Here is a 26,778-nt window from a genome sequence, read left to right on the forward strand (position 1 = left end):
ATGTCGCGAGGACTACTCGAAGCGGGACGTCATGCGGCGAGCGCCGGCTTCTCGCGCCGCTCGTTCCTCAAGCTCGGTCTGACGGCGGGCGTCACGGCAAGCGGCGGCTTTCTGCTTGGCTTCAGCATGCCGGTCGCGAGCCAGGATCAGGCCAAAGGCAAGTCGATCATTGGCGGCGATGGGATCGAGTCGCCGCAAGACGGCGTCTTTGCACCGAATGCATTCGTGCAGATCGATACGAGCGGCAAGGTCGTGCTCATCATGCCCAAGGTGGAGATGGGCCAGGGCGTCTATACGGCCTTGCCGATGCTGATCGCCGAAGAACTCGAAGTGCCGCTCGACAGCGTGACGATCGATCACGCGCCGCCCAACGAAAAGCTCTTCATGGACCCGCTGCTTGGCGGTCAGCTGACCGGCGGCTCCACGTCCATTCGCTATGCATGGGAGCCGATGCGCAAGGCGGGCGCCGCCGCGCGCATGATGCTCGTCGCGGCAGCCGCGCAGCAATGGCAATGCGATGCGTCGTCTTGTCGTGCGGAGAACGGCAAGGTGTTGCACGCAGCGGGCGATCGCACCGCGAGTTACGGCGAGCTTGCGCGAGCCGCCGCGAAAATGCCGGTGCCGCAAGACATCAAGCTCAAGGAAACGAAGGACTTTCGCATCGTCGGGAAACCTGTCAGGCGTCTGGACTCGCCTGAAAAAGTGGATGGCACGGCGGTCTTCGGCCTCGATGTGCGCTTGCCCGGCATGGTCTATGCGGCCATCGTGAATTGCCCCGTGTTCGGCGGCACGCTCGCATCCGTCGATGATACGCACACCAAAACAATTCCGGGCGTGCGTCAGGTCATCAAGTTCGATAACGGCGTGGCGGTCATCGGCGATCACACATGGGCTGCGAAGCGTGGCGCGGCGGCACTTGCCATTCAGTGGAATGAAGGCGCGGGCGCGAACGTATCGACCCGGCTGATCGTCGATGAAATGGCGAAGGCGTCGGAGAAGCAAGGCGCGGTGGCACGCAATGACGGCGATGTCGGCAAGGGCTTCGCCAATGGGAAGACGCGCGTCGATGCGGTGTATCAGCAGCCTTTCCTTGCGCACGCGACGATGGAGCCGATCAATTGCACGGTACATGTGCGCCCGGATGGTTGCGACATATGGCTGGGCACGCAAGTGCCGACGCGCATTCAGGGCGCAGGCGTGCAGGCAACGGGGCTGCCGCCGGAGAAGGTCGTCGTGCATAACCACCTGTTGGGCGGCGGCTTCGGCAGACGGCTCGAATTCGACATGGCGACGCAAGCGATCAAGATCGGCAAGCAGCTCGGCGTGCCGGTGAAAGTAACGTGGTCGCGCGAAGAAGACATTCAGCACGACATGTATCGCCCGTATTACTACGACAAGCTGTCCGCTGCGCTCGATGCGAACGGCAAGCCGATTGCGTGGACGCATCGCATCGTGGGGTCGTCCATTCTCTCGCGATTCGCGCCGCCTGCCGTGAAGAACGGCATCGATCCGGACGCGGTCGAAGTCGCGTCCGACTTGCCTTATGACTTGCCCAATCAGGTTGTCGATTACGTGCGCCATGAACCGCGCAACGTTCCGACTGCATTCTGGCGCGGCGTGGGCCCGACGCGCGGTACGTTCGTCGTCGAAAGTTTCATGGATGAACTCGCCGTGCAAGCCAAGATCGATCCGGTTCAGTACCGGCGCGATCTCTTAGGAAAGACGCCGCGTGCGCGCAACGTACTCGATGTCGCGACGCAAGCGGCCGCCTGGGGCAAGCAGTCCGTGCCCCAAGGGCAGGGACGCGGCGTGTCGGTCATGCACGCATTCGGCAGTTACTTTTCGATGGTCGCGGATGTCACGGTCGACAAGGAAGGCGGCGTCAGAGTGAATAAAGTGGTGTGCGCGGTGGATTGCGGCATGGTGGTGAATCCCAGCACCGTCGAAGCGCAAGTGCAGGGCGGAATCATCTTCGGCATCACGGCGGCGCTTTACGGCGAGATCACGATCAAGAACGGCCGTGTCGAGCAGAGTAACTTCACCGATTACCGCATGCTGCGTATCGATGAAACGCCGCCTATCGAAGTGCATATCGTGAAGAGCACGGAAGCGCCGGGCGGCATCGGCGAGCCGGGTACTGCCGCGCTCGCGCCTGCGATCACCAATGCGATCTATGCGGCAACGGGCAAGCGGCTAAGGCAATTACCCGTCGGCAATCAATTGCGCAGCGCCTGAGGAGCCTACTCATGAAAAGCATGTTCAAGCCTCTAGGCGCAGCGGCTTTTGCGGCCAGCATCGCGCTCGCGACATTTCCATTGGCGGCGCGCGCGGATGCCGCCAGCGATGCACTCGTCTCGCGCGGCGCTTACCTCGCCAAAGCGGGCGATTGCATTGCTTGCCACACTGCGCCGCGCGGCAAGCCGATGGCCGGCGGTTTGCCGATGACGACTCCGCTCGGCGCGATCTATACGACGAACATCACGCCGGACCCGGATACGGGCATCGGCCGCTATACCGAAGAAGATTTCGCGCGCGCGTTGCGTGAAGGCGTGGCAAAGGACGGCCACAATCTTTATCCGGCGATGCCTTATCCGTCGTATGCAAAGATCAACGACGACGACATGCACGCGCTTTACGCTTACTTCATGCATGGCGTCACGCCTGTGAAGCAAGCGAATCGCGAACCGGGCATGAAATGGCCGCTCAATATGCGCTGGCCGCTCAAGATATGGAACGCGGTGTTCCTCGATAAAGGCGTCTATAAGGAAAAGACGGGCAAGGATGTTGCCTGGAATCGTGGCGCTTATCTCACGCAAGGGCTCGGACATTGCGGAGCATGTCATACGCCGCGCGGCATCGCATTCCAGGAGAAAGCGCTCGACGAAAGCGGCAGTGCGTTCCTGACCGGGGGCGTGCTGGACAACTGGTTCGGTTCGAATCTGACGGGCGATCACAACACCGGACTCGGCCGCTGGTCCGAACAGGAAGTCGCCACCTTTCTGAAGACCGGGGCGAATGCTCACGCGACGGCCTTCGGTTCGATGACGAGCGTTATCAACAACAGCACGCAGGCGCTCAACGACACGGATATCGCAGCGATGGCGCGTTATCTGAAGTCACTGCCGGCGGCGGGCGGCAATGGCAATCCGCCTTATTCGTATGATCCGAAGGCGACCAAAGTGACTTTGACGCGACCCGCCGCGACGGATTCGGGCGCACGCGTCTATGCGGCTTTCTGCATGCACTGTCACGGAATCGATGGCCGCGGCTTCGCGCCGATGCTCGCGCCGCTCGCAGGCAATCCGAATGTGCTGGAGAAAGATGCGTCGTCGCTCATCAACGTGACGCTGAACGGCACCGAGGACCTCGTGATTCAGGGCGTGCCCGCGCCTTATCCGATGCCGCGTTATGCGCCCGTGCTGAATGATCAGCAGATAGCCGATGTGGTGACGTTCATTCGCGGCTCATGGAACAACGGCATGCCCGCAGTGAAGGTCGAGGACGTGGCGAAGATGCGCAAGTCCACCGAAGCGGCGCGCTAGGCGCGCCGTTTTTGAAAGCAATGGTTCAGGAAGAAAAGTCGATGACGTCCAGATGGATTGAATTCGACGGATGCGCCAGAAACTTCCGGTGGACGCGGGCGCTGATGCGCTCGTATCCGTCGCTTAGCGCCTTGAGGAGGCGCTCGTCGCTTGCGCCGACGGGCGCCCAGAAGCATTGCTCCAGTGCTTTGCGCGTGATGTTGCATTGAATTTCCCTTTCGCGGGAAAAAGCGACGAAGCTGACCGAAGCGCGGTCCGCCGATATGGTCGCATTGATGGAGAGCTTGCTTGTCATGATTCGACAGAGGGTTTTCCGGTTTGCCGGTTTTATTTTGTCAGAAATCGGCTACTGTGCGCACTAGACTTGCAGTCTCCAACGTGTGCAAGCGGGCACTTGTTTAGCGATAAATCTTTCCTTTTTTATCGAACGATCGTTCTTCTGTCCGATCGCGTCGGCTTTTTGCAAAGCACTGACGACTTAACCTGAACAAAACCCGGTCAAAGAAAAACGAAACGAGACTTTCTCAGGTGTACTACTCTAAGAACGGTCAATTGAAAAAGCGGGGCGCATAGGTCGGCTCATTTCCGCTCCGCGAATTCCTAACAATTACGCAATGTGGAAGCGGCGCGCATTGTGATCGGCAGGAGGGAGCATGAAGCATCCATCGCTGATGGACCCCTGGAGCCGTACCCTCGCCATGCTCGACGACCGTCCGAGCCGCGGCTCACATTCCAGCGACAAGCGCGTGCCGTTCACGCGAACATTCGACGGCGGCGTGCACGGCAGCGCGGACGATCACGCACGCTGCGTCAACATCCGGCTCCTGGAGCGCTTGAGCGAATCGACGCTCGCCTTGTCGTGGCACGATCCGACATCGTTCAATTATTCGGAGCAGGTCTGGGCGCTATGCACCGCACGCAAGCGCGGCGTATGCGTGCTCAGCGGGCAGACTATCCGGCGCGGGCAACCGGTCTATCGCCCAAGACGCGTAGGCAGTTCGGTGCCGCTCAATAGCGGCGCGATGATTCTCGCACTCGCGCTTGCGCCCGGCGAGCAGGACGCCGACGAGCGTATAGAGTGAGTTGCGCTCGGCAATGTCTCCAACACAGCGCGCATATTAATCGCGCGCAAATTGAAAGCGCCTAGAGCAAAGGACTGTGTGTGCGTGAATAACCACTGGCGCGATCATAGGCCAGCCCCATCTGCAAGACTGCCAGATCCATTTGCGCGGGACCGATGATCTGCACACCGGCCGGTAAGCCATTCGCACCGAAGCCGGCCGGGGCGCACAGCGCGGGCAATGAAGCCATCGTCGCTGCAATGACGACTTCCATCCAGCGATGGTACGTATCCATTTCACGATCGCCGATTGCGTGCGGCCAATCGAGCGTTGCGTCGAATGGAAAGACTTGCGTCGCGGGCATCACGAGAAAGTCGAAGCGCGTGAAGAGCGCGTTCAATGTTTGATACCACGACGAGCGGTCTCGTGCCGCGCGCGACACGTCCTCACCCGACAACCGCAAGCCGCGCTCTATTTCCCAAACTGCCTCGGGCTTGAGCTTCGCGCGTTTCGCGTCATCGCGATAGAGCGGCGCGTTATTTCCCGCGAACGAAAAACTGCGCAAATTGAGCCACGCTTGCCACAAGCGGTCGAAATCGAAATTCACTTCGGCCGGTTCTACCACACAGTCTGCCGCTTCGAAGTGTCTCAACGCGGACGCGCAAGTTTCGAGCAGCCCGGCTTCCATCGCCAAATGCCCGCCCAAGTCGCCGAGCCATCCGATTCTCGTCCCGCGCATATCATGGTCGAACGCGTGGGCGAAGTCGGCGGGCCTGTCGCTTCGGCGTGAAAGCGGCGCGCGTGCATCGAAGCCTGCTTGTGTGGAAAGCAGCAGACCGAGATCTTCAACGGTGCGCGCAATCGGACCGACGACGCTGAACTGCTGAAAGAACACATCGTCGCTCGGCGCATACGGGACGCATCCCGGCGACGTACGAAAGCCGAAGACGTTGTTGAATGCAGCGGGCGTGCGCAGCGAACCCATCATGTCCGATCCATCCGCGAAGGGCAACATGCGCAGCGCGACGGCCACCGCCGCGCCTCCGCTGCTTCCGCCCGCGGAGCGCGACGGGTCGAACGCATTGCGCGTCGTGCCATAGACCGGGTTATACGTATGGCCGCCCAGGCCGAATTCCGGCGAGTTGGTGCGTCCGATGAAAACCGCTCCTGCGCGACGCATCCGCTCGAAGACAATGGCGTCCGTCTGCGTGATATCGCCTGCAAAGATGGGTGATCCTTTGGTGGTCACCATGCCTGCAACGGGCAAGATATCTTTAGGCGCTTGCGGAAATCCATGCAGAGGTCCACAACTCTCTCCCCGCGCGAGCTGCTCGTCGCGCTGACGCGCTTCTGCGATAAGCGCATCGCGATCCTGCATGGCGACGATCGCATTAACCTGCGGATTGAAGCGATCCACTTGTGCAAGATACGCGTGCATCACTTCCACGCACGATACGTCGCGTGCCTGAATGGCTTCGGACAGTGCGACCGCGTTCAGCGAAACGATATCGTTCATCGGTAAAGGAGAGAGTTTGGGCGTACGTTCATGTTAGCGCGTCGCAAAGGCTTTCTTCTCTTATCGACGCACGCTTGCCGACAAGCATTGCGCGCTTGCCGCCGAAGCCGCGCACCTTGCGATATTCAAAGCCGTTTTGAACGAGCGCGCGCTTGACATCGCCCGAGCTGGTGTAAGTTGCGAAGGTCGCATCCGGTGCGCTGAGGCGAGTAAGCAGCGCGAAGTTAGCCGACGCCCACATTTCAGGATTCTTCGCGGGAGCGAATCCGTCCAGATAGATTGCATCCGCGTCGACGTTCAAAGCCAAGGCTTGGCGCAACGCATCGGCGATATCGGCGAAAACGAGCGTCAATGCGACAGCGCCCGAATCGAACATGAGACGATACACACCCGGCGCGAGCGCGGGCCACGCGGCAACGAGTTCGTCGGCGAGCGGCATGATCGAGGCGTCGCCAATGATGGCTTCGTGCGCACGCTGTAAATCGTCTGCGCTAAACGGATATTTTTCGACCGACAGAAATTCGAGCGTGTCGCTTCGACTCGTGTCGTCGCGCCATGCAAACCATGTCGCCAGAAAATTGATGCCCAGGCCAAAGCCGGTCTCGATGATCGAGAAACGCGCCTTGCTGCGCCATCGTTCAGGCAGGCCATTGCTTCGCAGGAACACATGGCGCGCCTGGGCAAGCGCGCCCGCCGCGCTGTGATAGATGTCGTCATGACGCGGCGAATACAGCGTTCCGTCATCACGAAACGCAAGCGCGGCAGGGCTGAATGGCTCGTTCACATTTCCGATGATTGCGACAACGGTTGGTCGAGCGTGATACCCAATTCACTCGCCATGCGTTCCACCATGACGCGCAATTGAGCGACTTCATGCACGAGGCGCTTTTGCTCGGCCTTCAATGCCTCGAATTCGGAAGGCGCAAACGTTTCGCTGGGTGCGGCTTCGCGAACGGGCGCGTCGGTCAAACTCACTGCGCCGCACAACAGATGCATCCAGCGGCTCTCGCGTTCGCCCGGCGTGCGCGGCAGCTTGACGACGCGCGGCGGATCGTTGGCGGCCAATTCATCGAGAAAGCTCTCCACCGACGATATATCCGCGAAGCCATGCAGGCGCGCGCTGTTGGCGCGCAACTCCGCGGCGGTTTGCGGGCCACGCAGGAAGAGCGTTGCGAGCAGCGCCACCGATTGACTCGGCACGCCGAGCACGCGATTGATGTTGTGCTCGAAACGCGGCACCCGGCTGCTGCTTCCTTCCAGTACGAGCGAAAGGCGCTTGAGGCTGTCGATGGTCGTCAGCACTTCGTCTTCGCTGACATTCATGACCGGCGAGCGCGCGGTTTTCTGATTGCAGCCCGCGATAAGCGAATTCAGCGATAGCGGATACGTATCCGGGACGGTCTGCTGCTTCTCGACGAGCACGCCCAGCACGCGCGCTTCGAGTGCATTGAGTTCGCGCAAGGCGGGACGGGGTGCGGCTTCGGTAGGTGTATTCATCGACGTTCGAAGTAATGCGGTCAGACGCCTATCATACCGGCGCGCCGGCGCTTACTATCAAATGACGCACCGTCGTGCGGCATGTTGCCGTGCAGCCATCGGAAATGCCGCGCGTTTTTGGTGCAGAAAGACTTTTACTCAAGCAGTTTCAGTTCGAATTCGCCGGAATAAAGACGTTGTTCGCTTGGCATTGATGTTGCTGTGATTGGATCGGCACTGGGCTGCCCACGCAAGCGATGCACGCCGAGAGAAGGCATTGCGCTTAGAGGTCGCCTAAAGAACCAGGCAACGCCGGCTGGCTTGGAACCGAGTCGGGCATGCCGCGTCGCTAGGCGCTTCGAATCATTGCGAGTGCAACCAGAATGATTAAACGATAGGGGATCGCGGTCCCGGCCCGCACTTGATATGGAAGTCTCTCCATGACGCAAGCATTCTTCAACGAGATGTTCGAGCGCAATGACCTGGAAGCGCGTGGAGTGCCAGCGTCGGCGTTTCGGGGCGTGGGCGATCCACGCTCGCATTACCGCGAATTCATGGAATGGCTCAGCGCGCAGAGCGAGCAGCAGATCGACTTGAAGCGCGCGGAGGCGGATCTCAACTTCCGGCGCGTCGGCATTACCTTCGCCGTCTATGGAACGAGCGATGTCCCCGGCATCATTCCCGAACGCACGATTCCGTTCGATGTCATTCCGCGCATCTTTCCCGCAGACGAATGGCGCGCGCTGGAGCGCGGTCTCAGGCAACGCGTGAACGCGCTCAACCGCTTCATCCACGACATCTATCACGATCAGGACATCATCCGCGCGGGCATCATTCCTGAAGCGCAGATCGTCGGCAACGCGCAGTATCGGCCGCAAATGCGCGGTGTCGATGTGACGCGGAATATCTATGCGCATATCGCGGGCATCGATATCGTGCGTGCGGGGCAGGGTGAGTTTTATGTGCTCGAAGACAATCTGCGCGTGCCGTCGGGCGTGTCGTACATGCTGGAAAACCGCAAGATGATGATGCGGCTCTTCCCCGATCTCTTCGCGCGCAATCGTGTGGCGCCCGTCGCGCATTACCCGGATCTGTTGCTCGATACCTTGCGTGCAGCGGCGCCAGTGAGCGCGGTGAACCCGAACGTCGTCGTGATGACGCCGGGCATGTACAACTCCGCATACTTCGAGCACGCGTTCCTTGCGCAGCAAATGGGCGTGGAGTTAGTGGAAGGGCAAGACTTGTTCGTCGACGACGATCATGTCTATATGCGCACCACGCAAGGGCCCCAGCGCGTGGACGTGATTTACCGCCGCGTCGACGATGACTTCCTGGACCCGCTTGTTTTCCGCGCGGATTCCGCGTTGGGCGTCGCGGGGCTGATTTCGGCGTATCGCGCGGGCAATGTCTCGCTATGCAATGCAGTGGGGACGGGTATCGCGGATGACAAGTCCATTTATCCGTATGTGCCGGACATGGTTCGCTTCTATCTGGGAGAAGAACCCATTCTGAACAACGTGCCCACGTGGATGTGCCGCAAGCCTGACGATCTCAAGTATGTGCTCGCGCATTTGCCGGAACTCGTCGTCAAGGAAACGCATGGCGCGGGCGGATATGGGATGCTGGTCGGGCCTTCGTCGACAGCCGCGCAAATCGCGGAGTTTCGCGCGGTGCTCGAAGCAAACCCCGAGAAATACATCGCACAGCCGACGCTCGCGCTCTCGACTTGTCCGACCTATGTGGAAGCGGGCATCGCGCCCCGGCATATCGATCTACGACCGTTCGTGCTCTCCGGCACGGAAGTGCGCATGGTGCCCGGCGGCCTGACGCGCGTTGCCTTGCGCGAAGGCTCGCTCGTCGTCAATTCGTCGCAAGGAGGCGGCACGAAAGATACCTGGGTGCTGGAACGCTAAGAGACACCAAGACGCTGACGACTAAAACATCAAGACGCGCATAGACCATCAAGACTTAAAGCGAGAACAGCCATGCTTAGCCGCACCGCGGATCATCTCTTCTGGATGGCGCGTTATACCGAGCGCGCTGAAAACACCGCGCGCATGCTCGACGCAAACTATCAGCTCTCGCTCCTGCCGCAATCGGACGAATATGCGGAGCTTGGATGGCGCGCGATGCTGTCGATTTCCGAACTGAGCGGAACTTACTCGGCGGCGCATCACGGCATGAAGAGCCGCGAGGTCATCGACTTCATGTCGCGCGACATGACCAATCCCTCTTCGATTCTCAGTTGTCTGCGCGCCGCACGTGAGAACGCGCGTGCGGTTCGCAGTTCGACCAATAGCGAGCTTTGGGAAACGCTCAATACGACGTGGCTCGATGGCCAGCGCCTGCTGGCGGACGGCATTCTCGATCGCGAGCCGTACACGTTCTTCGAATGGGTGAAGTTCCGTTCGCATTTGTCGCGCGGCGTGCAGCTCGGCACGCTCGTCAAGGACGATGCGTTCTATTTCATGCGACTCGGCACCTTCATCGAACGCGCGGACAACACAGCACGCATTCTCGACGTCAAGTTCGAAATGATGGAGCAGCGTGCCGATACGTCGGCGCAGCCCTTCGATTACCACCACTGGACGGCGGTGCTCGGTTCGGTTTCAGGCTTCGAGGTGTATCGCAGGGTGTATCGCGATGTCATCACGCCCGAGCGCGTGGCAGGGCTGCTCATTCTTTATCGCGACTGGCCGCGCTCCCTGGCGGCGGCCATTGCGGAAGCGGAACAACTCATTGGTCAAGTGACCAACGGACGTCATTCCGAAGCGGCACGCCTCGCCGCGCAATTGAGCGCCGAGCTTAAGAACGGTGATATCGGCGCAATTCTGCAAGGCGGTCTGCACGCGTATCTCGTGAATTTTCTTGCGCGCGTGAACGAACTCGCAAGCCAGATCAGCCGCGAGTTTCTGTTGCCGATCGCACCGGAGGAGCCTGAGATCACGCAAGCTCCTTCTCAAACGCAGTCGCAAACGCAAAGCTCGTCGAGTTGAACGTGCGCCTAGCGCCTGGCCGCCGCCGCCACGACACGATGCACGAAACGCAGCTTGTCGATGACCGGCGGCGCGAGCGCGAACGGATAACCGTCCGGCATGCCGAGGCTGCGGTTCAGGCTGTTCAGCACATAAGTGAGGGGAAACCAGCGATTCATGAGGTTATCGAACGTGGTTTCCTCGATAGGCGTCTGGTCGGTGAGCGTGGGTTCGTTCGGCGTATCCGGCACGAGCACGAGGCCGCAGGACACGGCGGTATCGAGCGTATCCACGATATGCAGGTAATGCGCCCATGTTTCCGCCCAGTCTTCCCACGGATGCATGGTCGCGTATGCGCTGATGTAATTGTCGGCCCAGTTCGGCGGCGGGCCTTGCTTGTAATGGCGATCGAGCGCGGCGGCATAGTCTTGCTGCTCGTCGCCGAAAGCCGTGCGAAATGCCTTGATGCGCGGTGTATCCGCAATCAGGCGATCGAAGAAATAGTGCCCTGTTTCATGACGAAAATGACCGAGCAGCGTCCGATACGGCTCGTGCAGCGAAGAACGGAGTTTCTCGCGATGCGCGTCGTCAGCTTCGGCAACGTTCAGCGTGATGAGGCCGTTGTTATGACCGGTCATCACGCCCTTGCCTTCGGCGTCGGCTTCGAGGAACTGGAATTCGAGTCCGTGTTCCGGGTCTTGCTGACGCGACGTGACATCGAGACCCAGTTCGCCGAGCGTGTAGAGCAGGCGGCGCTTCGCGTTCTCTATGCGATACCAGTAAAGACGATTCTCCGGCTGCGCAAGATTGGGAATGGTGCTCGTGAGTTGGCAAGAGCAGCAGAGCGTGTCCTCGGAGTCGGCGGGAATGACCCAATTGCAGACGTTCTCGACTGCATAGTTATGGCAAGGACGATAGAACAAATCCTTTGCAAGCGGATGCAGGCTTTTCCAGCGGCCATCGTCGGTTTCTTCAAAGGCACTGATCTGACTCAGCTCGGGCACGTAGCCAAGCCGCGCGCCGCATTTTTCGCAATGCGTGTTTTCGAAAAACACGAGTTGATTGCAACGATTGCAATGAAAGGTCTTCATGGTGTGGACCGGAAGGAGGAACGGACCGAGCGTTGGCGGGGTGGGTCAGCGCGACGGTTGCAAGGAGCGTGCCCCGCCTGACAGCCAAGCCTCTTTCCAGAGAAAAACCGATCAAGGAGTTGCGTGTGTCCATTCGTGTCGCGTTGAACCATGTCACGCATTACCGCTATGACCGCCTCGTCGGCTTGTCGCCGCAAGTGGTGCGCTTGCGGCCCGCACCGCATTGCCGCACGCCCATTCTTTCTTACTCGATACGCGTCGAACCCGAGGAACACTTCATCAACTGGCAACAGGACGCATTCGCGAACTATCAGGCGCGGCTCGTTTTTCCCGAGAAAACACGCGAATTCAAGGTGACGGTCGATCTCGTCGCGGAGATGGCCGTCTACAACCCATTCGATTTCTTTCTCGAACCGTCTGCGGAAACGTTTCCCTTCAGTTATGCGCCGGATCTGCTGCACGACCTTGCGCCGTATATGGTGAAGCGCGAATTGACCCCGCGCTTTGCGGCGTTCGTCGAAAGCATCGACCGTTCAACGGCGCACCCGACAGTGAATTTCCTCGTCGATTTGAATCAGCGCCTGGCGAATGAAATTCGCTATCTCATTCGCATGGAGCCGGGCGTGCAGACGCCGGAAGAAACGCTTGCGCGTGCGGCGGGGTCGTGTCGCGATTCCGGCTGGCTGCTTGTCGAAACACTGCGGCATCTGGGACTCGCCGCGCGCTTCGTGTCCGGCTATCTGCTGCAACTCGCGCCCGACGTGAAATCGCTCGATGGCCCGAGCGGCACCGAAGTCGACTTCACCGACCTGCATGCGTGGTGCGAAGTCTTTCTGCCGGGCGCGGGGTGGATCGGCTTCGATCCGACTTCGGGCCTGCTCGCGGGCGAAGGACACATTCCCGTCGCGTGCACGCCGGAGCCGGATAGCGCAGCGCCCGTTTCCGGTGCGGTCGAGAAATGCGAAGTCGAATTCACTCATGCGATGTCCATCGAACGTGTGCTCGAGACGCCGCGTGTGACGAAGCCTTATAGCGATGATGACTGGGACGCGGTCCTGCGCATGGGCGCACAAGTGGATGCGCAACTGGAGGCATCCGATGTGCGCCTGACGATGGGCGGCGAGCCGACCTACGTTTCGGTGCGCGACCGCGATGCACCGGAATGGAACACCGACGCGCTCGGGCCGACCAAGCGCGCGTATGCGGTCTCGCTGATGAACAAGCTGCGCGCGCAATACGGCGGGGGCGGCTTTCTCCATATTGGTCAGGGCAAGTGGTATCCGGGCGAGCAATTGCCGCGCTGGGCCTTGTCGCTTTACTGGCGCGCGGACGGCGAACCTTGCTGGACCGACCCATCGCTTCTCGCCGACGAACGGCAGCCCGCGAACTACACATCCGACGACGCCGCGCGCTTCATTCAACATCTCGCGGGCAAGCTGTCTTTGGATACAAAATACATTCAGCCCGGCTACGAAGACACCTGGTATTACCTTTGGCGCGAACGCCGGTTGCCGGTGAATGTCGATCCTTTCGACTCGCGCCTCGGCGACGAACTCGAACGCGTCCGTCTTCGCCGCGTCTTCGATGCAGGCCTGTCATCGGTCATCGGCTATGCGCTGCCCGTCGCCCGAGAGGAAGCGGACGCCTCCGGCGCGGCGCGCTGGCGGACGGGCCCGTGGTTCCTGCGCGACGAGCGCATGTACCTCGTTCCCGGCGATTCGCCGATGGGCTACCGCTTGCCGCTCGACTCGCTGCCGTGGGTATCGGAAGGCGACTACCCGTGGCAACACGAGCACGATCCGTTCGCGCCGTCCGCGCCGCTTCGTCGTGCGGCCGAACTCCGCATGCAATACATGCAAGACGCCGATTTGCATGCTGCATCCGGCATGCCGCATGCAAAACGCCAAATCGAGCCCGATGCGACCGCCACGAGCACCGACCGCGTCCCCGCGCGGGGCGAGTCGGCGGCGTGGATCGCGCGTACCGCGATCTGCGTGGAAGCGCGCGACCCGGCGCGTGCCGCCGGCCCGAAGGCGGAAGCCGAGGCGCTGAAGACGTCGGAGCAGGGCAGTCAAGGCAACAAGCTGATGCACGTTTTCATGCCCCCGCTTTCGGGCATCGACGAGTATCTCGATCTGCTCGCCGCCGTCGAAGCGACCGCTGCGGATTTGCGGATGCCCGTCATTATCGAAGGCTATCCGCCGCCGCGCGATGCGCGTCTGAAGCTGCTTCAGGTCACGCCCGACCCCGGCGTGGTGGAGGTGAACATTCATCCGGCGTCGAACTGGAACGAGCTCGTCGATCACACCGAATTCCTCTACAACGCCGCGCACGAGTCGTATCTGAGCCCGGAGAAATTCATGCTGGACGGCCGCCACACCGGCACCGGCGGCGGCAATCACTTCGTGCTCGGCGGCGCGACCCCGCCCGACAGCCCGTTCCTGCGACGCCCCGATCTGCTCGCGAGCCTGATCGCGTACTGGCACAACCATCCGTCGCTCTCGATGCTGTTTTCCGGCCTCTTCATCGGCCCTACAAGCCAGGCGCCGCGCGTCGACGAGGCGCGCAACGATCAGGTCTATGAACTCGAGATCGCATTCGCCGAACTTCAGCGGCAAGTGGACCTACTCGGCGGACGCGGCAGCGCGGCGGTGCCGCCGTGGCTCATCGACCGCATTCTGCGCAACATCCTGATCGATGTGACGGGCAACACGCACCGCGCGGAATTCTGCATCGACAAACTGTATTCGCCGGATGGACCAACCGGCCGCCTCGGCCTGCTCGAACTGCGCGGATTCGAAATGCCGCCTCACGCGCGTATGAGTCTCGTGCAGCAACTGCTCTTGCGTGCGCTCGTCGCGCGCTTTTGGCAGACGCCGTACACGGCGCGCCTCACGCGCTGGGGCACCGAGCTGCATGATCGCTTCATGCTGAGCACGTTCGTGCAGATGGACTTCGACGACGTGCTCGCCGAACTGCGCGACGCCGGTTTCGCATTCGAACGCAAATGGTTCGATCCGCATTTTGAATTCCGTTTTCCGCTCGTCGGTGAATACGATACCAACGGCATTTCGCTCACCATCCGCAACGCGCTGGAGCCGTGGCACGTGCTGGGCGAGACGGGCGCGATCGGCGGCACCGTGCGTTATGTCGATTCATCCGTCGAGCGGCTCGAAGTGCTTGCAATCGGCTTGAACGACAACCGTCATGTGGTGACCGTGAATGGCGAACGCTTGCCGCTGCAATCGACCGGACGCGTGAGCGAATATGTCGCGGGCGTGCGCTTTCGGGCATGGCGGCAGGCACAGGCGCTGCATCCGACGATCGATGCGCATGCGCCGCTCACGTTCGATATCGTCGATACATGGACGGGCCGCTCGATCGGCGGATGTCAGTATCATGTTGCGCATCCGGGCGGACGCAACTACGAGACGTTCCCGGTCAATGCATACGAAGCGGAAAGCCGCCGCCGCGCGCGCTTCTTTGCAAGCGGCCATACGCCGGGACGGTTGAGTATCGAGCCGCGCGAACGCAGCCTCGAATTTCCGTTCACGCTCGACATGCGTCGCCGCTGAGCGCATCGGTCACGCGCGAACATCATCGACTAAGAGACGACATTGGCGTTCCAATCCACCTTGCCCTTCGATGCAACGGCCGCGCAACTCGATGCGCTCACGCTTCTGCGCGTGCTGCCCGCACGCGAAGGACGCTGGGACGAGTTGCGCGATGCGTCCGGCCAGTTGCGCGAACCGTGGCGCCAGTTCTTCGAACTGCTCGGCGAACAGGGCATTGCGCGCCTCGATGACGGCGTCGCGGCAGTCGCGCAACAGATTCGCGATAACGACATCACGTACAACGTCTATGCCGACAATGGCGAGCCGCGTGCATGGTCGCTCGACTTGCTGCCGCTCGTGATTGACGAGGACGAGTGGGCCGCGATCGAACGTGGCGTCGCGCAGCGGGCGCGTTTGATGGAAGCGATCATCGCCGATACATACGGTCCGCAAACGCTCCTGCAACGCGGCTTGTTGCCGGGTGCGCTCGTGTTCGGGCATCCCGGTTATCTGCGTTCGGTGAAGGGCTTCATGCCGCCGGACGGGCGCTTTCTGCGGATCGTGGCGGTCGATCTCGCGCGTTCGCCATCGGGTGCGTGGACGGTCATCGCGCATCGCACGGAAGCGCCTTCGGGACTGGGTTATGCATTGGAGAACCGGCTGATCGTCGGGAGTCTCTTCACCGATCCTTTTCGTGCAATGCGCGTGAGCCGCCTCGCATCGACCTACTCACAACTCGTGGCCACGCTCGCGCAGGCGGCGCGCGCGACGATGCGCGATGACGAAGCGGATCGCAATGACGCGCCGCATATCGCGCTATTGACGCCGGGACCATTCAGCGAAACTTACTTCGAACATGTGTTTCTCGCGCGTTATCTGGGCGTCACGCTCGTGGAAGGCAAGGACCTCACCGTGCGTCAGGACAAGCTGTATCTGAAGACGCTTGCGGGCCTCTCGCGCGTGCATGCCGTGCTGCGCCGCTTGGACGATGCGTTCTGCGATCCCGTCGAATTGCGAGCGGATTCGAGCATCGGCGTGCCCGGTCTCTTGCAGGTCATGCGCGCGGGCAACGTGGCGATATCCAACGTGCCCGGCGCAGGTTTCACCGAATCGCCGGCACTCAATGCTTTCTTGCCGGGCATTGCCGATGCGTTGCTCGGTGAATCGCTCGAACTGCCCACGGTGCCGACATGGTGGTGCGGCGAAGAAGCCGCGCGCAGCGAAGCATTCGAGCAACTCGATGACGCATTGCTCGTGCCGACGTGGCCGGGCGCGCAAGCCGATCGTGCGCCCGGCATCGAGGCGGGCGTGCAGAAACTCGCGGACTGGCGCGAACGCATCGAACGTACGCCTGACGTCTTCACGTTGCAGCAGAGCTTGCCGTTCTCAAGCGCGCCGCGCTTTCATGATGGCGCGCTCGGCGCTCGCCCATGTGTGTTGCGTGCTTATGCGATCGCCGATGTCGATGGCACATGGCGCGTGATGCCCGGCGGCTTCACGCGCCTCGCGGCCGACAGGCGCGCGACCGTCTCGATGCAATTCGGAGGCAGCAGCGTCGATACGTGGGTGCTGTCGAGCGAACCGGGACCGGCCACATCGTTGCGCCCTTCGATGAAGCCCGGCGATTTGCGCAAGCATCGCATCGTGTCGAGCCGCGCTGCGGAAAACCTCTTTTGGGCGGGACGTTATGGCGAACGCGTGGAGAACAACGTGCGTCTATGTCGCCTGTTGCTGGGTTCACTCGATACGAGCGATGCAGACGCGATGTTCAGCACGCTCGTCGAACTCGCGCAGCAGTGCGGCCTCATTCCATCCATCGATACGCTTGCACGCAGCTCGCGACATGCGTTCGAACGCGTGCTCGTTGCGGGACTCGCGGAAAGCGCCACGCAGACGAGCATCGGCGGCAATCTCACGGAACAGGCGCGCGCATGCGGCGAGATACGCGACAGGCTTTCGACCGATCACTGGCGCACGATCCTCGCATCGCGCAATGACTTTCGCGATGCGTTGGCACGTCTCAAACTCGCATCGCCTGAAGCGGGCTTCGACTATGACCGCGTGATGCTTTCGGGCGCACTGGAACATCTCGCCACGCAGCTTCTTGCGATCAGCGGCGCGCAAGGCGATCGCATGACACGCGATGAAGCATGGCGGCTCATCTTTATCGGCAGAATGATCGAGCGCGTTTCGACGATGTCGACCTTTCTGCGCGCCGCCGCCGAACACGACACACTCGGCGTGCCGGCGGGCTTCGACTTGCTGCTGCAACTTTTCGACAGCACGCTGACGTATCGCTCGCTCTATCCGGGGCGCCTCGAAGTGCCTGCGCTCATCGATCTGATCGTCGTGGACAGGACCAATCCGCGCGGGCTTTATGGCGTCTATGCGCGCTTGTGCGTGAAGCTCGATGAGATCGCCGCTGCGGCGGGTGGCGCACGGCGCGCGAATTTCTCGGGCATCGTTCCCCACGTGGATGCGTTGCCTCAACTCGAAACGCTCTGCGAAACGAGCGAGGACGGCCGCTATGCCAAGCTCATTGCCTTATGCGACTCGATGATTGCATCGGTGAGCGCGGCATCGACTGAAGTCAGCGCGCGCTATTTCAGCCACGCGAATACGCTTTCCGCGCAGGTGTCGTCATGAACGTGACGCTCGGCTCAACCGATAAATCCACGACGCTCGCGGTCACGCATCGCACGACGTACCGCTATTCCACGCCTGTCGAAATCGCGCAGCATCTCGCGACCATTCGTCCGTTGCATTGCCCGTGGCAGCAGGTGATCGCGCATACGGAGCGCATCGAGCCGCCGCCTTCGTATGTGCATAGCCGCGTCGATACATTCGGCAATGACGTGCTGTACTTTTCACTCGATGCCCCGCACGAGCGTCTTTCGATGACGAGTGAAACCACCGTGCGCTTGAGTCCGCGCTGGGACCGTCTCGATCCGCACGCAACGCCGCCGTGGGAAGCGGTCGCGCAAAGGCTGCGTTATTGCGCGGGCGCTGCGTTCGTGCCGGAGAGCGAGTATTGCTACGCGTCGCCCAACATCGTGATGAACGAAGCATTGCGCGAGTATGCGCGCACGAGCTTCACGAAGGGCACGCCGCTGATCGCAGGCGCGATCGATCTCATGCATAGAATTCATTCGGACTTCGAATATAAACCGTCATCCACTGCATTCGATACCCCCGCCATGCGCGCATTCGAATTGAGGCGCGGCGTATGTCAGGACTTCGCGCAAGTGATGATTGGATGCCTGCGCGCGCTCGGCTTGCCCGCGCGTTACGTGAGCGGCTATTTGCGCAACGATCCGCCGCCGGGACATCCACGGCTCATTGGCGCGGATGCATCGCATGCGTGGGTGTCGCTGCATTGCCCGCAAAACGGATGGATTGATCTCGATCCGACCAACGACGTACTCGCCGATCTCGATCACGTGACGCTGGCGACGGGCCGCGATTACAGCGACGTGTCGCTATTGCGCGGCATGATACTGGGCGGCGGCACGCATCATGTCGATGTCGCGGTGAACGTGCTCGCGCTCTGAGCGTGTATGTACGCCTAGCTCTGTGCGCGCCGCAAACGCTCTCTGCTGTTGATGAGATGCAGACGCATCGCGGTGCGCGCCGAATCGGCATCGCCACGTTCGATGGCATCCGCTATCTGTTCATGCTCGCGATTCACGCGCAGCAGATAGTCCGCGTATTCATCGCGCGGAATGGACGTGGCCGTCAGACGCGTGCGCGGAAACATGCGCAAGCCGAGATGCTCCATGATCTCCACGAAGTAGCGGTTGCCCGTTGCATGCGCGATCTCCAGATGAAAGCGAAAGTCGGGCGACACGGTGCCGCTCGCCGTGTCCACGCTGCGCGTGAAATCGTCGAGTGCGGAACGCATCGTGGCGAGCCTCGCGGAATCGCGGCGCATGGCCGCCAGCCCTGCACATTCGGTCTCCAGGCTGATGCGCAATTCGAGGATCGCGAGCGCGTCCAGGGAGCCGGCGACATCGGCGGGATCGAGTTGCAATAACGGCGATGCCGCTGCTTCGCATACGAACGTGCCGATGCCATGCCGCGTCTCGACGAGGCCGGCCGCCTGTAGCCGCGATAGCGCCTCACGCACGACGGTCCGGCTCACGCCGAAGCGCTGCACCATCTCCGCTTCGGTCGCGATCCTGCTGCCGGCCGCAAGCTCGCGCGATTCGATCTGCGCGCGCAGCGCATCGACGAGCTGCGTCGTGAGGCTGCGTCGAATACCCGGCGCGAGCGTGGGCGAGGCGTTGGAAGCGGCAAGCGAATCTGGCGGTGGCGTCACGGCGCTCCTGGCGTGGTTTTGACAAACGTTGACAAAACATTCGGTAAGTGATGATATGCGCCATGTTGTGATATGACAACGTACAAGAACAGTCGCGCAGGGAAATCCCTAGTCGTGAACGCAGGAGACAAAATTCGCATGGCACATCAACTGGACGCGCCCGCAACGGGCGGCGGCTTCACACGCTTGCTGCTGACGGGTGCGGCGGGCGGCATCGGGCGGGCGATCCGGCATCGCGTCGCCGAATTTGCATCTTGTATTCGAATTTCGGATTTGCCCGGCGCGCTGTCGAGCGATGCGTCGGCCAGCGAGGAAGTCGTGCCGTGCGATCTCGCCGACCGTCAGGCGGTGGATGCGCTCGTCGCCGGTTGCGATGCGATCGTCCATCTCGGCGGCGTCTCGGTGGAGCGGCCCTTCGAGGAGATTCTCGAAGCGAACATCAAGGGCGTGTTCAACCTTTACGAAGCGGCGCGGCGTCATGGCGTGAAGCGCATCGTGTTTGCAAGCTCGAACCACGTGACCGGCTTTTATCGGCAAGACGAACGGATCGACGCCACGGCACGCAAGCGCCCCGATGGTTATTACGGCGTGTCGAAGTCCTTCGGCGAAGACATGGCGCAGCTGTACTTCGACCGTTATGGCGTGGAGACCGTGAGCATTCGCATCGGCTCGGTATTTTCCGAGCCGAAGGACCGCCGGATGATGGCGACGTGGATGAGCTACGACGACTTCCACAAGCTCTTGCAATGCGCGCTGTTTACGCCGCAAGTCGGGCACACGATCGTATTCGGCATGTCGGCGAATGCGTACACGTGGTGGGACAACCGCGAGGCCGCGCATCTCGGCTTCGAGCCGCGCGACTCGTCCGAGCAGTTCCGCGCCAAAGTGGAAGCGACACCGCCGCCCGCCGCCGATGATCCCGTCTCCGTCCTGCAGGGCGGTGCGTTCACGGTCACCGGCCCGTTCGATCCCGTCGCGCCGGTTTAATGCATGCAGCACGCAACATGATGAATGCCATCGCGCGTAGTCAGTCGTCATACGTCGATTACGCGTGAAGCAAAGGACATCGCCGCCATGTTTTCTCTCGACTTCTCCCCGCTGCTGCCTTACTGGCCGACGTTCCTGCAGGGCGCATGGCTCACGCTCAAGATGACGTGCGTGGCTGTGTTCTTCGGCCTGATACTCGGCATGCTGGTCGCGTTCGCGAAGCGCGCCAAGCTGCCGGTATTGACGCGCCTGTGCATCGTCTATGTCGAGGCCGTGCGCAACACGCCGTTCCTCGTGCAGATCTTTCTGCTGTACTTCGGACTGGCGAGCATCGGTTTGCGGATGCCGACCTTCGCTGCCGCCGCGCTCGCCATGACGATCAACATCGGTGCCTATGCAGCGGAGATCATTCGCGCGGGCCTCGAATCCGTGCCGCGCGGACAGATCGAAGCAGCCGAATGCCTCGGCTTGCCGAAATGGCGCATCGGCTGGCATGTGATGCTGCAGCCTTCCATCGAGAAGGTTTATCCGGCGCTGACCAGTCAGTTTCTCTTGATGATGCAGGCTTCCGCGATCGCATCGCAGATTTCCGCTGAAGAACTCACTGCCGTCGCGAATACGGTCCAATCGGACACGTTTCGTTCGCTCGAAACTTACATCGTGGTGGCGGCCTTGTATCTCGCGTTGTCCCTGCTCATTAAGTTGATTGCGTGGGCCATCGGCGAACATGTGTTCAAGCGCCGCCGCGCCATTCGACTGGCGGCCAAGCGCGCGGGCAAGGCGCCGGCCGATCAGCAACGCATCGATACGGTCATTCCCGGAGGCGCGGCATGAGCGGCGGATTCACTTACGCGCACCTCGTCTATCTGGTGCAATCCATCGGCTGGACGCTCGTGCTGTCCGTGCTCGCTTTCTTGCTTGGCGGAATAGGCGGCTTCGTCGTGATGCTTGCGCGCATCTCGCCGCGTGCGTGGCTTTCGCGCACGGCGCTCGTCTACATCGAAGCCATTCAGGGCATCCCGTTGCTCATTCTGCTATTCATCGTGTATTTCGGGTTGTCCGTCTATGGCTATCAGGTGCCTGCGCTCGTTGCGGCAGGCATTGCATTGATGGTTTATTCGAGCGCTTATCTCGGCGATATCTGGCGCGGGTGTATCGAAGCCATGCCCAAGCCGCAGTGGGAAGCCGCCGAGTGTCTTTCGCTTTCGCGCTGGCAGAGCTTGCGGCTCGTGATCATTCCGCAAGCCATGCGTCTCGCATTGCCGCCCACGGTCGGTTTTCTCGTGCAACTCATCAAGATGACGTCGCTTGCTTCGGTGATCGGCTTCATTGAATTGACGCGCGCGGGGCAGATCATCAACAACTCGATCTTCCAGCCATTCCTCATCTTCGGTTTGGTCGGCGTGTTTTATTTCCTGCTGTGCTATCCGCTTTCGCGCTGGAGCCAATCGATGGAGAACAAGCTCAATGTCAGCAATCGTTAAGGTCGATGAGATTCACAAGAGCTTCGGCGCCAATCATGTGCTGAAGGGCGTGTCCTTCGAGGTCAACAAGGGCGAAATGATCGCCGTGATCGGCGCAAGCGGCTCGGGCAAAAGCACGGCGTTGCGTTGCATCGACCGGCTCGAAACCGTCGATCAGGGGCAGATCGAGGTATGCGGCATTCGCGTGGACGATCCGAAGGTCGACTTGCATCTGCTGAGGCGCGAAGTCGGCATCGTGTTCCAGAGCTATAACCTCTTTCCGCACTTGACGGTCGAAGAGAACATCATGCTTGCGCTGCGGCACGTGAAGAAGCTCCCACGCGATGAAGCGCGGCGCATCGCAACGAACGTGCTCGAACAAGTGGGACTCGGGCAGAAGGCCGAGTCGTATCCCGAGCAATTGTCGGGTGGACAGCAGCAGCGCGTTGCGATTGCGCGTTCGCTTGCCATGTCGCCGAAGGTCATGCTGTTCGATGAAGTGACATCGGCGCTGGACCCGCAACTCACGGGCGAAGTGCTGCGCGTGATGGAAGACCTCGCCGCCGACGGCATGACGATGCTGCTCGTCACGCATGAAATGGCGTTCGCCAAGCGCGTGGCGGATCGCATCATCTATATGCATCACGGCAAGGTGTGGGAAGTCGGCGACGGCGGCATGCTGGACGCGCCACGCACGCCTGAATTGCGCGCCTTCCTGGACAACGGGCTTTAATAGGTTGAAGGCTTTAATGCGTTTTACTCTTTGAATATCAATAACGACGGAGACATCACTTGAAAGCCAGCCAATTCATTGCACGCGCTTCCCTTGCAGCGTTCATGTTCGCAGGCGCCATGCACAGTGCGATGGCCGATCAACTCGACGACATCAAAAAGGCAGGCGTGGTTCGCGTCGCCATTGCAATGGGCACGCCGCTTTTCAGCTATGCGGATGAAAATCTCAAGCCCGCAGGCTCGGATGTGGATACCGCCGCGGCGCTTGCGAAAGATCTTGGTGTCAAGCTTGAGCTGGTGCAGATCACCAACGCGGCGCGTGTGCCGACCTTGCAGGCGAAACGCGCCGATCTCGTGATCGCGGACCTTTCGATCACGCCGGAGCGTGCGAAGGTCGTCGATTTCTCGACGCCGTATGCGGTCATCACGATCATCGTGGGCGGCATCAATAGCGCGAAGGTCAAGGACTATGCGGACCTGGACGGCAAGACCGTCGGCCTGACGCGCGCCACCGTCAACGACACGCTAACCACGCAACTCGCCAAGGGCGCGCAAATCCAGCGTTACGAAGACGATGCGACGCTCATCACATCGATGGTCACGGGCCAGATCGATATCTTCTCCAGCACGCCGTCGAATCTGCAGGAAATGCAGCATCGCGCGCCGCAACGTCACATCGAAATGAAATTCGAGCAAAAGAATTTCGATCTCGGCATTGCAATGAACAAGGATCAGCCGCGCCTGAAGGAGTGGGTCAACAACTGGGTCCACACGAACATGCAGAACGGCAATCTCAATACGATCTACAAGAAGTATCACGGACGTGACTTGCCGGACGCCGTGCGCAAGAGCTGACAGGTTAGGCTCGGCGGCGGGTCATCCGCCGCCAGGCAACTCAGGACTTGCGCGTATAGCGAACCCACACGACGTCATTCTCGAGTTTCTCCACCGAGTCGAGCTTCAGGTACGTCGGCTTTTGCCACTTGTCCATAGCGATTTCGAACGATGAAGGATGCGCCTCGCGTCCATCGACGAGCGGAATCAGCAGCACACTGACTTCGTCGGCCAATTGCGCATTGACGAAAGCGCCCGACACGTGGCTGCCGCCCTCGACGATCAACTTCTTGATCTTCAACTCGCGCTCGAGCGTATCGACCACACGCTTCAGATCGATGTCTTCCTTGCCGCCGAATAGATACGAAGCGCCGATGGATTGCAGGTAGGCGAGATAATCGTCCTCGACTGTTTCGGCCAGCACTTCGACGATATGCGAATCGAGCGCGGTGCTGCTTTTCCATGCAACGCGGCCTTTAGGGTCGATGGAAATGGCATATTGACTCGCATCGCGCGTGGCAAAGTAATCGGTGCGGGCAACGGGATTCTTTGCAAGCCCACGCGGATAGTCGCGGTCCTTGCCGTGTGATATCTCCTGCATCGTCACGCGGCCGCAGACCCACGCATCGGCCTTGAAACGCGCTGCCGTTTCTTCGTAGCAAGGGGAGGCGAAGTCGAGATGCCAGCCGTCGGTGAGGCTGCGGCCATCGACCGACGACATCATGTGGCAAATAATATGCATGAGTGCTCCAGCGTGAGTAAGTGCAACGCTGGTGCAAGGCACATGCCTATTTCCGTCTCACACCCGAGTGCGTTCCCGGCTTTTCGTCGGGCGGCAGCGGACCTTCCTCGTCGATCGTGCTGCCTTGACGCCAGACATCCTTGCCGGCCTCGGACAACTCTCCGCTGCTCGCGTCCTTGCCCGACTCCGAGCCTTCGATCGCCATGTTGCCGCCTGCCTGTTCCTGTGACGGCAGCTTCTTGCCTTCTTCAGCGGCAATGCGATCCTCTTGCGATCTGCCTGCATACGTGGCCATAGATCCTCCATGAGAGTGCGGTATCAGGCGTTGAGCAGCAAGCAATAAGCCACGGCCGCGCCATGTAGGTTCTTGCAAACTCACTCGGACAGAGAATGTCCTTCAAGGCGCCTATGCTTTACTGTAAATAAATACAGTGCTTCAACCATGACTAATCTTCTTTCACGAGACTCAGCAGACGGCAAAAATTGCCATGCCTATCACCCACCGGAGAATGCGCAGGCCTTATTGTCTGGATGGATGAGACGCGCCCGCGATGCGCAAGTGCGCCACTATGCAATGGCTGATCGGCTATCCGCGTATGGCCGGCGCCTCGGCCTCGCCGTGATCGGCATTACCGCGCTGACGGGAACATCGTCGTTTTTATCGCTAGCCACGAGCGCGGTTGCACCGGAGTTGCGCGTCGTCGTCGGGCTGACGAGCATGGGCGCAGCCGTGCTGGCTTCGTTGCAGACGTTTCTTCGCTACACCGAGCGAGCCGATCTGCATCGAAGAGCAGGGGCGCGATATGGCGCGGTCCGGCGACGGCTCGAAGCCATGCATGTCCGCGATGTCAGCGGCCCGGAGACAGCGGAAATGACCGCCGTGCGCGCCGAACTCGACGGCATCGCTCAGGACGCACCGCCCGTTCCGCGTCGGGCGATGCGATGCCCCGAGCCGCCTACGAACTCATCAACCGTCCCCATTCGTAGTCGACAGCATCGGGACGCATCGGAAATACACCCGCCCCCGGCGTGAACGTCAATTCGCCGAAGTAGATCTTGTCGCCCGGCGCGTAAAGATCCACGCGCACATATTCGAAGCCTTCGGCGAGCGCGGTTGCAATGGCAAGCAGCTTGTCGAAGTTCTCCGGACGCGGCAGCGGCACTTCGCTGCGCGCGTAATGGCCAATTGCAATGTCGAGCCGATTCCAGTCGCCGTCGTACATATCGCCGCGCGGATGATCGCCGAAGCGATCCGAAATGAGTGCGGTGAAGACGGTCGGTTTGCGTTCGCCCGGGCGGAAGAAGCAGTGCATCTTGATGTCCGCGGGCACGATGCCGGTTTGTTCGAGCAACAGCTCTTCGAAGAAAATGCGCGGGCTGATGGTGCGGTAATGACGTTCGCGCGCAACACGATAAAAGTCGGTCGCGAGCCACTGCTGCGCAAGCGCGTGCAGTTCTTCGAACGTGGTTTCCGACTTGTCGTGGACGAGCTTGACGAACCCGCTCCCGTGATTCGCCTTCATCACGAAACGCTGGGGCAGGGCGTCGAACACTTCGCGCGTAAATTTGTCCGGGGCGGCAAAGAGTTCGGGCAGATGTTCGTCGCCAATCCGGTCCCGCACGTAATCGCGCACGGTCAATTTGTCCGTCAGATCGACAAATCTCGGGTCCGGATGAAGGCAGCGGTAGAGGATTTTCTCATTGAACGTCCTCGGCGCCTTGATGTTCGGGAAACGTCCGACTTTATGCAGATGCGCGATACGCAAGAAAATGCTGTCGGGAAGCCAACCTTTGGCGTTGTCGACCAGCCTTTTGGAAAGCGACATTCTTTCTCCTGGATAAAACGCAGTGTGTCGTTGTGTCGGTTAGCGAACGAATGATACTTACGTTTGTAAAATAGGCAACGACCAAGTTCCCTAAAAACGCTGTCGATAACGTCATGCGGGGTATCGCACAGACGCGCAGTACTTTTGTCGTTCGTTAAAAGCAGAGGTGCGTCCGCTACGAATGAGGCCATCAGATAAGATAAACACAGAAATATATAGACTGCCCTAGATCAATATGTAAATCACGTCTTTTCGCGCATGCCGAAAATCCGTGACATACAGAAATGCGATCGATTACCGCTTTCGATGTTCAAATTGACCGGTTCAACGAGTGGAACCAGTAAAAGCGTCGTAGCCAGGCGATCGCACTTTGCGACTCACTGAGCTTCGCCGGTCAGTCGATTCGGTTCTCGTAACGTTCACCTATGAATGGAGGGAAAATAAAAACGTTAGGACCGCCACGCAATGGAGCGATTGGCCGGAAGAGCCGTAAAGGGCTCATTCTTGTTGACACGCCTGTGAAACAAATGAGAGGTTACGATCCCGTGTGCGGAGGCGCAAACACATTGGGCCTGCGCTCGCCGGGCGCGACGACGTGAACCGCGACCTATTCCTCGACGTGTGACGGCGCGTTTGGTCGATTCAGCGGGCCTTGCGCGCC

At 60.6% G+C, this 26,778-nt stretch carries 22 protein-coding genes and 1 pseudogene; 14 read left to right on the plus strand and 9 right to left on the minus strand.

Features of this window, described 5'->3' with window-relative positions; genetic code table 11:
- Both AWB72_RS17490 and AWB72_RS17495 read left to right on the plus strand, forming a co-directional pair.
- The gene (locus tag AWB72_RS17490) at positions 1-2,235 is read left to right on the plus strand and encodes a xanthine dehydrogenase family protein molybdopterin-binding subunit (RefSeq protein ID WP_040049138.1); all 2,235 of its coding nucleotides are present in this window, start codon (positions 1-3) and stop codon (positions 2,233-2,235) included.
- An 11-nt stretch (positions 2,236-2,246) separates the two neighbouring features.
- Complete coding sequence (locus AWB72_RS17495) at positions 2,247-3,542, plus strand: cytochrome c (RefSeq protein WP_040049139.1); 1,296 nt, start codon at positions 2,247-2,249, stop codon at positions 3,540-3,542.
- Positions 3,543-3,567: 25 nt separating this feature from the next.
- Here the strand turns inward: AWB72_RS17495 and AWB72_RS17500 are convergent, their stop codons facing one another.
- Complete coding sequence (locus AWB72_RS17500) at positions 3,568-3,837, minus strand: DUF1488 family protein (RefSeq protein ID WP_040049140.1); 270 nt, start codon at positions 3,835-3,837, stop codon at positions 3,568-3,570.
- A gap of 358 nt (positions 3,838-4,195) precedes the next feature.
- On the opposite strand from AWB72_RS17500, the gene AWB72_RS17505 reads away from it, so the two are divergent.
- On the plus strand, positions 4,196-4,624 hold the full coding sequence (locus tag AWB72_RS17505; protein WP_040049141.1) for a DUF3331 domain-containing protein: 429 nt from the start codon (positions 4,196-4,198) through the stop codon (positions 4,622-4,624).
- Between the two features lie 61 nt (positions 4,625-4,685).
- On the opposite strand, the gene AWB72_RS17510 is transcribed toward AWB72_RS17505, so the two are convergent.
- From AWB72_RS17510 to AWB72_RS17520, 3 genes and pseudogenes are all read right to left on the minus strand, one after another.
- Positions 4,686-6,119, minus strand: a complete 1,434-nt coding sequence (locus AWB72_RS17510; protein ID WP_040049142.1) for an amidase — start codon at positions 6,117-6,119, stop codon at positions 4,686-4,688.
- A gap of 67 nt (positions 6,120-6,186) precedes the next feature.
- Positions 6,187-6,903, minus strand: a pseudogene (gene mnmC2, locus AWB72_RS17515) (tRNA (5-methylaminomethyl-2-thiouridine)(34)-methyltransferase MnmC2); the annotation flags it as partial.
- Complete coding sequence (locus AWB72_RS17520; RefSeq protein ID WP_040049143.1) at positions 6,900-7,616, minus strand: YceH family protein; 717 nt, start codon at positions 7,614-7,616, stop codon at positions 6,900-6,902. The pseudogene mnmC2 and the gene AWB72_RS17520, both read right to left, overlap by 4 nt.
- Before the next feature lie 419 nt (positions 7,617-8,035).
- Between AWB72_RS17520 and AWB72_RS17525 the strand changes: the two genes are divergently transcribed.
- Both AWB72_RS17525 and AWB72_RS17530 read left to right on the plus strand, forming a co-directional pair.
- On the plus strand, positions 8,036-9,508 hold the full coding sequence (locus AWB72_RS17525) for a circularly permuted type 2 ATP-grasp protein (protein WP_040049144.1): 1,473 nt from the start codon (positions 8,036-8,038) through the stop codon (positions 9,506-9,508).
- Between the two features lie 72 nt (positions 9,509-9,580).
- Positions 9,581-10,591: an alpha-E domain-containing protein gene (locus tag AWB72_RS17530; protein WP_040049145.1), complete on the plus strand. Its 1,011-nt coding sequence runs from the start codon at positions 9,581-9,583 to the stop codon at positions 10,589-10,591.
- A gap of 8 nt (positions 10,592-10,599) precedes the next feature.
- On the opposite strand, the gene AWB72_RS17535 is transcribed toward AWB72_RS17530, so the two are convergent.
- Positions 10,600-11,661 (minus strand): zinc-binding metallopeptidase family protein, encoded by a 1,062-nt coding sequence (locus tag AWB72_RS17535; RefSeq protein ID WP_040049146.1) that lies wholly within the window; start codon positions 11,659-11,661, stop codon positions 10,600-10,602.
- 125 nt (positions 11,662-11,786) lie between these two features.
- Here AWB72_RS17535 and AWB72_RS17540 point away from each other — a divergent pair, with 125 nt between their 5' ends.
- Genes AWB72_RS17540 through AWB72_RS17550 form a run of 3 tightly spaced genes read left to right on the plus strand, consistent with a single transcriptional unit; the run spans position 11,787 to position 18,766 of the window.
- The gene (locus AWB72_RS17540) at positions 11,787-15,236 is read left to right on the plus strand and encodes a transglutaminase family protein (RefSeq protein ID WP_040049147.1); all 3,450 of its coding nucleotides are present in this window, start codon (positions 11,787-11,789) and stop codon (positions 15,234-15,236) included.
- 42 nt (positions 15,237-15,278) lie between these two features.
- On the plus strand, positions 15,279-17,861 hold the full coding sequence (locus tag AWB72_RS17545) for a circularly permuted type 2 ATP-grasp protein (protein ID WP_040049148.1): 2,583 nt from the start codon (positions 15,279-15,281) through the stop codon (positions 17,859-17,861).
- A complete protein-coding gene (locus tag AWB72_RS17550) occupies positions 17,858-18,766 on the plus strand; it encodes a transglutaminase family protein (protein WP_040049149.1) in 909 nt (302 codons plus the stop codon). Before AWB72_RS17545 ends, AWB72_RS17550 begins: the two co-directional genes overlap by 4 nt.
- A 14-nt stretch (positions 18,767-18,780) precedes the next feature.
- On the opposite strand, the gene AWB72_RS17555 is transcribed toward AWB72_RS17550, so the two are convergent.
- Positions 18,781-19,533 (minus strand): FadR/GntR family transcriptional regulator, encoded by a 753-nt coding sequence (locus AWB72_RS17555; protein WP_040049150.1) that lies wholly within the window; start codon positions 19,531-19,533, stop codon positions 18,781-18,783.
- A gap of 138 nt (positions 19,534-19,671) precedes the next feature.
- Here AWB72_RS17555 and AWB72_RS17560 point away from each other — a divergent pair, with 138 nt between their 5' ends.
- The 5 genes from AWB72_RS17560 (at position 19,672) to AWB72_RS17580 (ending at position 23,570) form a co-directional block, all read left to right on the plus strand.
- Positions 19,672-20,520, plus strand: a complete 849-nt coding sequence (locus AWB72_RS17560; RefSeq protein WP_040049151.1) for an NAD-dependent epimerase/dehydratase family protein — start codon at positions 19,672-19,674, stop codon at positions 20,518-20,520.
- Positions 20,521-20,607: 87 nt separating this feature from the next.
- Complete coding sequence (locus tag AWB72_RS17565; protein WP_040049152.1) at positions 20,608-21,354, plus strand: amino acid ABC transporter permease; 747 nt, start codon at positions 20,608-20,610, stop codon at positions 21,352-21,354.
- Positions 21,351-22,004, plus strand: coding sequence for an amino acid ABC transporter permease (locus AWB72_RS17570; RefSeq protein ID WP_040049153.1), 654 nt, complete (start codon positions 21,351-21,353; stop codon positions 22,002-22,004). The genes AWB72_RS17565 and AWB72_RS17570 overlap by 4 nt, the downstream gene beginning before the upstream one ends.
- A complete protein-coding gene (locus AWB72_RS17575) occupies positions 21,988-22,716 on the plus strand; it encodes an amino acid ABC transporter ATP-binding protein (protein WP_040049154.1) in 729 nt (242 codons plus the stop codon). The genes AWB72_RS17570 and AWB72_RS17575 overlap by 17 nt, the downstream gene beginning before the upstream one ends.
- A 59-nt stretch (positions 22,717-22,775) precedes the next feature.
- Positions 22,776-23,570, plus strand: a complete 795-nt coding sequence (locus AWB72_RS17580) for a transporter substrate-binding domain-containing protein (protein ID WP_040049155.1) — start codon at positions 22,776-22,778, stop codon at positions 23,568-23,570.
- Between the two features lie 40 nt (positions 23,571-23,610).
- On the opposite strand, the gene AWB72_RS17585 is transcribed toward AWB72_RS17580, so the two are convergent.
- Complete coding sequence (locus AWB72_RS17585) at positions 23,611-24,291, minus strand: dihydrofolate reductase family protein (protein ID WP_040049156.1); 681 nt, start codon at positions 24,289-24,291, stop codon at positions 23,611-23,613.
- A gap of 46 nt (positions 24,292-24,337) precedes the next feature.
- Positions 24,338-24,586, minus strand: coding sequence for a hypothetical protein (locus AWB72_RS17590; protein WP_052449735.1), 249 nt, complete (start codon positions 24,584-24,586; stop codon positions 24,338-24,340).
- A 240-nt stretch (positions 24,587-24,826) separates the two neighbouring features.
- Here AWB72_RS17590 and AWB72_RS17595 point away from each other — a divergent pair, with 240 nt between their 5' ends.
- The gene (locus AWB72_RS17595) at positions 24,827-25,324 is read left to right on the plus strand and encodes an SLATT domain-containing protein (protein ID WP_244285665.1); all 498 of its coding nucleotides are present in this window, start codon (positions 24,827-24,829) and stop codon (positions 25,322-25,324) included.
- Here the strand turns inward: AWB72_RS17595 and AWB72_RS17600 are convergent.
- The gene (locus tag AWB72_RS17600) at positions 25,248-26,117 is read right to left on the minus strand and encodes an ATP-grasp fold amidoligase family protein (RefSeq protein WP_040049157.1); all 870 of its coding nucleotides are present in this window, start codon (positions 26,115-26,117) and stop codon (positions 25,248-25,250) included. The two genes, AWB72_RS17595 and AWB72_RS17600, sit on opposite strands and share 77 nt — an antisense overlap.
- Positions 26,118-26,778 lie beyond the last annotated feature (661 nt).

This window comes from Caballeronia concitans (genome assembly GCF_001544615.1).
Classification (GTDB): Bacteria; Pseudomonadota; Gammaproteobacteria; order Burkholderiales; family Burkholderiaceae; genus Caballeronia; species Caballeronia concitans.

Excerpts from the sequence above, each read along its gene's own strand:
- AWB72_RS17565 (WP_040049152.1), top strand. The coding sequence starts at position 20,608 with ATGTTTTCTCTCGACTTCTCCCCGCTGCTGCCTTACTGGCCGACGTTC.
- AWB72_RS17510 (WP_040049142.1), bottom strand. The coding sequence starts at position 6,119 with ATGAACGATATCGTTTCGCTGAACGCGGTCGCACTGTCCGAAGCCATT.
- AWB72_RS17600 (WP_040049157.1), bottom strand. The coding sequence starts at position 26,117 with ATGTCGCTTTCCAAAAGGCTGGTCGACAACGCCAAAGGTTGGCTTCCC.
- AWB72_RS17520 (WP_040049143.1), bottom strand. The coding sequence starts at position 7,616 with ATGAATACACCTACCGAAGCCGCACCCCGTCCCGCCTTGCGCGAACTC.
- AWB72_RS17490 (WP_040049138.1), top strand. The coding sequence starts at position 1 with ATGTCGCGAGGACTACTCGAAGCGGGACGTCATGCGGCGAGCGCCGGC.
- AWB72_RS17585 (WP_040049156.1), bottom strand. The coding sequence starts at position 24,291 with ATGCATATTATTTGCCACATGATGTCGTCGGTCGATGGCCGCAGCCTC.
- AWB72_RS17505 (WP_040049141.1), top strand. The coding sequence starts at position 4,196 with ATGAAGCATCCATCGCTGATGGACCCCTGGAGCCGTACCCTCGCCATG.
- AWB72_RS17590 (WP_052449735.1), bottom strand. The coding sequence starts at position 24,586 with ATGGCCACGTATGCAGGCAGATCGCAAGAGGATCGCATTGCCGCTGAA.
- AWB72_RS17570 (WP_040049153.1), top strand. The coding sequence starts at position 21,351 with ATGAGCGGCGGATTCACTTACGCGCACCTCGTCTATCTGGTGCAATCC.
- AWB72_RS17595 (WP_244285665.1), top strand. The coding sequence starts at position 24,827 with ATGAGACGCGCCCGCGATGCGCAAGTGCGCCACTATGCAATGGCTGAT.
- AWB72_RS17550 (WP_040049149.1), top strand. The coding sequence starts at position 17,858 with ATGAACGTGACGCTCGGCTCAACCGATAAATCCACGACGCTCGCGGTC.
- AWB72_RS17535 (WP_040049146.1), bottom strand. The coding sequence starts at position 11,661 with ATGAAGACCTTTCATTGCAATCGTTGCAATCAACTCGTGTTTTTCGAA.
- AWB72_RS17530 (WP_040049145.1), top strand. The coding sequence starts at position 9,581 with ATGCTTAGCCGCACCGCGGATCATCTCTTCTGGATGGCGCGTTATACC.
- AWB72_RS17575 (WP_040049154.1), top strand. The coding sequence starts at position 21,988 with ATGTCAGCAATCGTTAAGGTCGATGAGATTCACAAGAGCTTCGGCGCC.
- AWB72_RS17500 (WP_040049140.1), bottom strand. The coding sequence starts at position 3,837 with ATGACAAGCAAGCTCTCCATCAATGCGACCATATCGGCGGACCGCGCT.
- AWB72_RS17525 (WP_040049144.1), top strand. The coding sequence starts at position 8,036 with ATGACGCAAGCATTCTTCAACGAGATGTTCGAGCGCAATGACCTGGAA.
- AWB72_RS17495 (WP_040049139.1), top strand. The coding sequence starts at position 2,247 with ATGAAAAGCATGTTCAAGCCTCTAGGCGCAGCGGCTTTTGCGGCCAGC.
- AWB72_RS17560 (WP_040049151.1), top strand. The coding sequence starts at position 19,672 with ATGGCACATCAACTGGACGCGCCCGCAACGGGCGGCGGCTTCACACGC.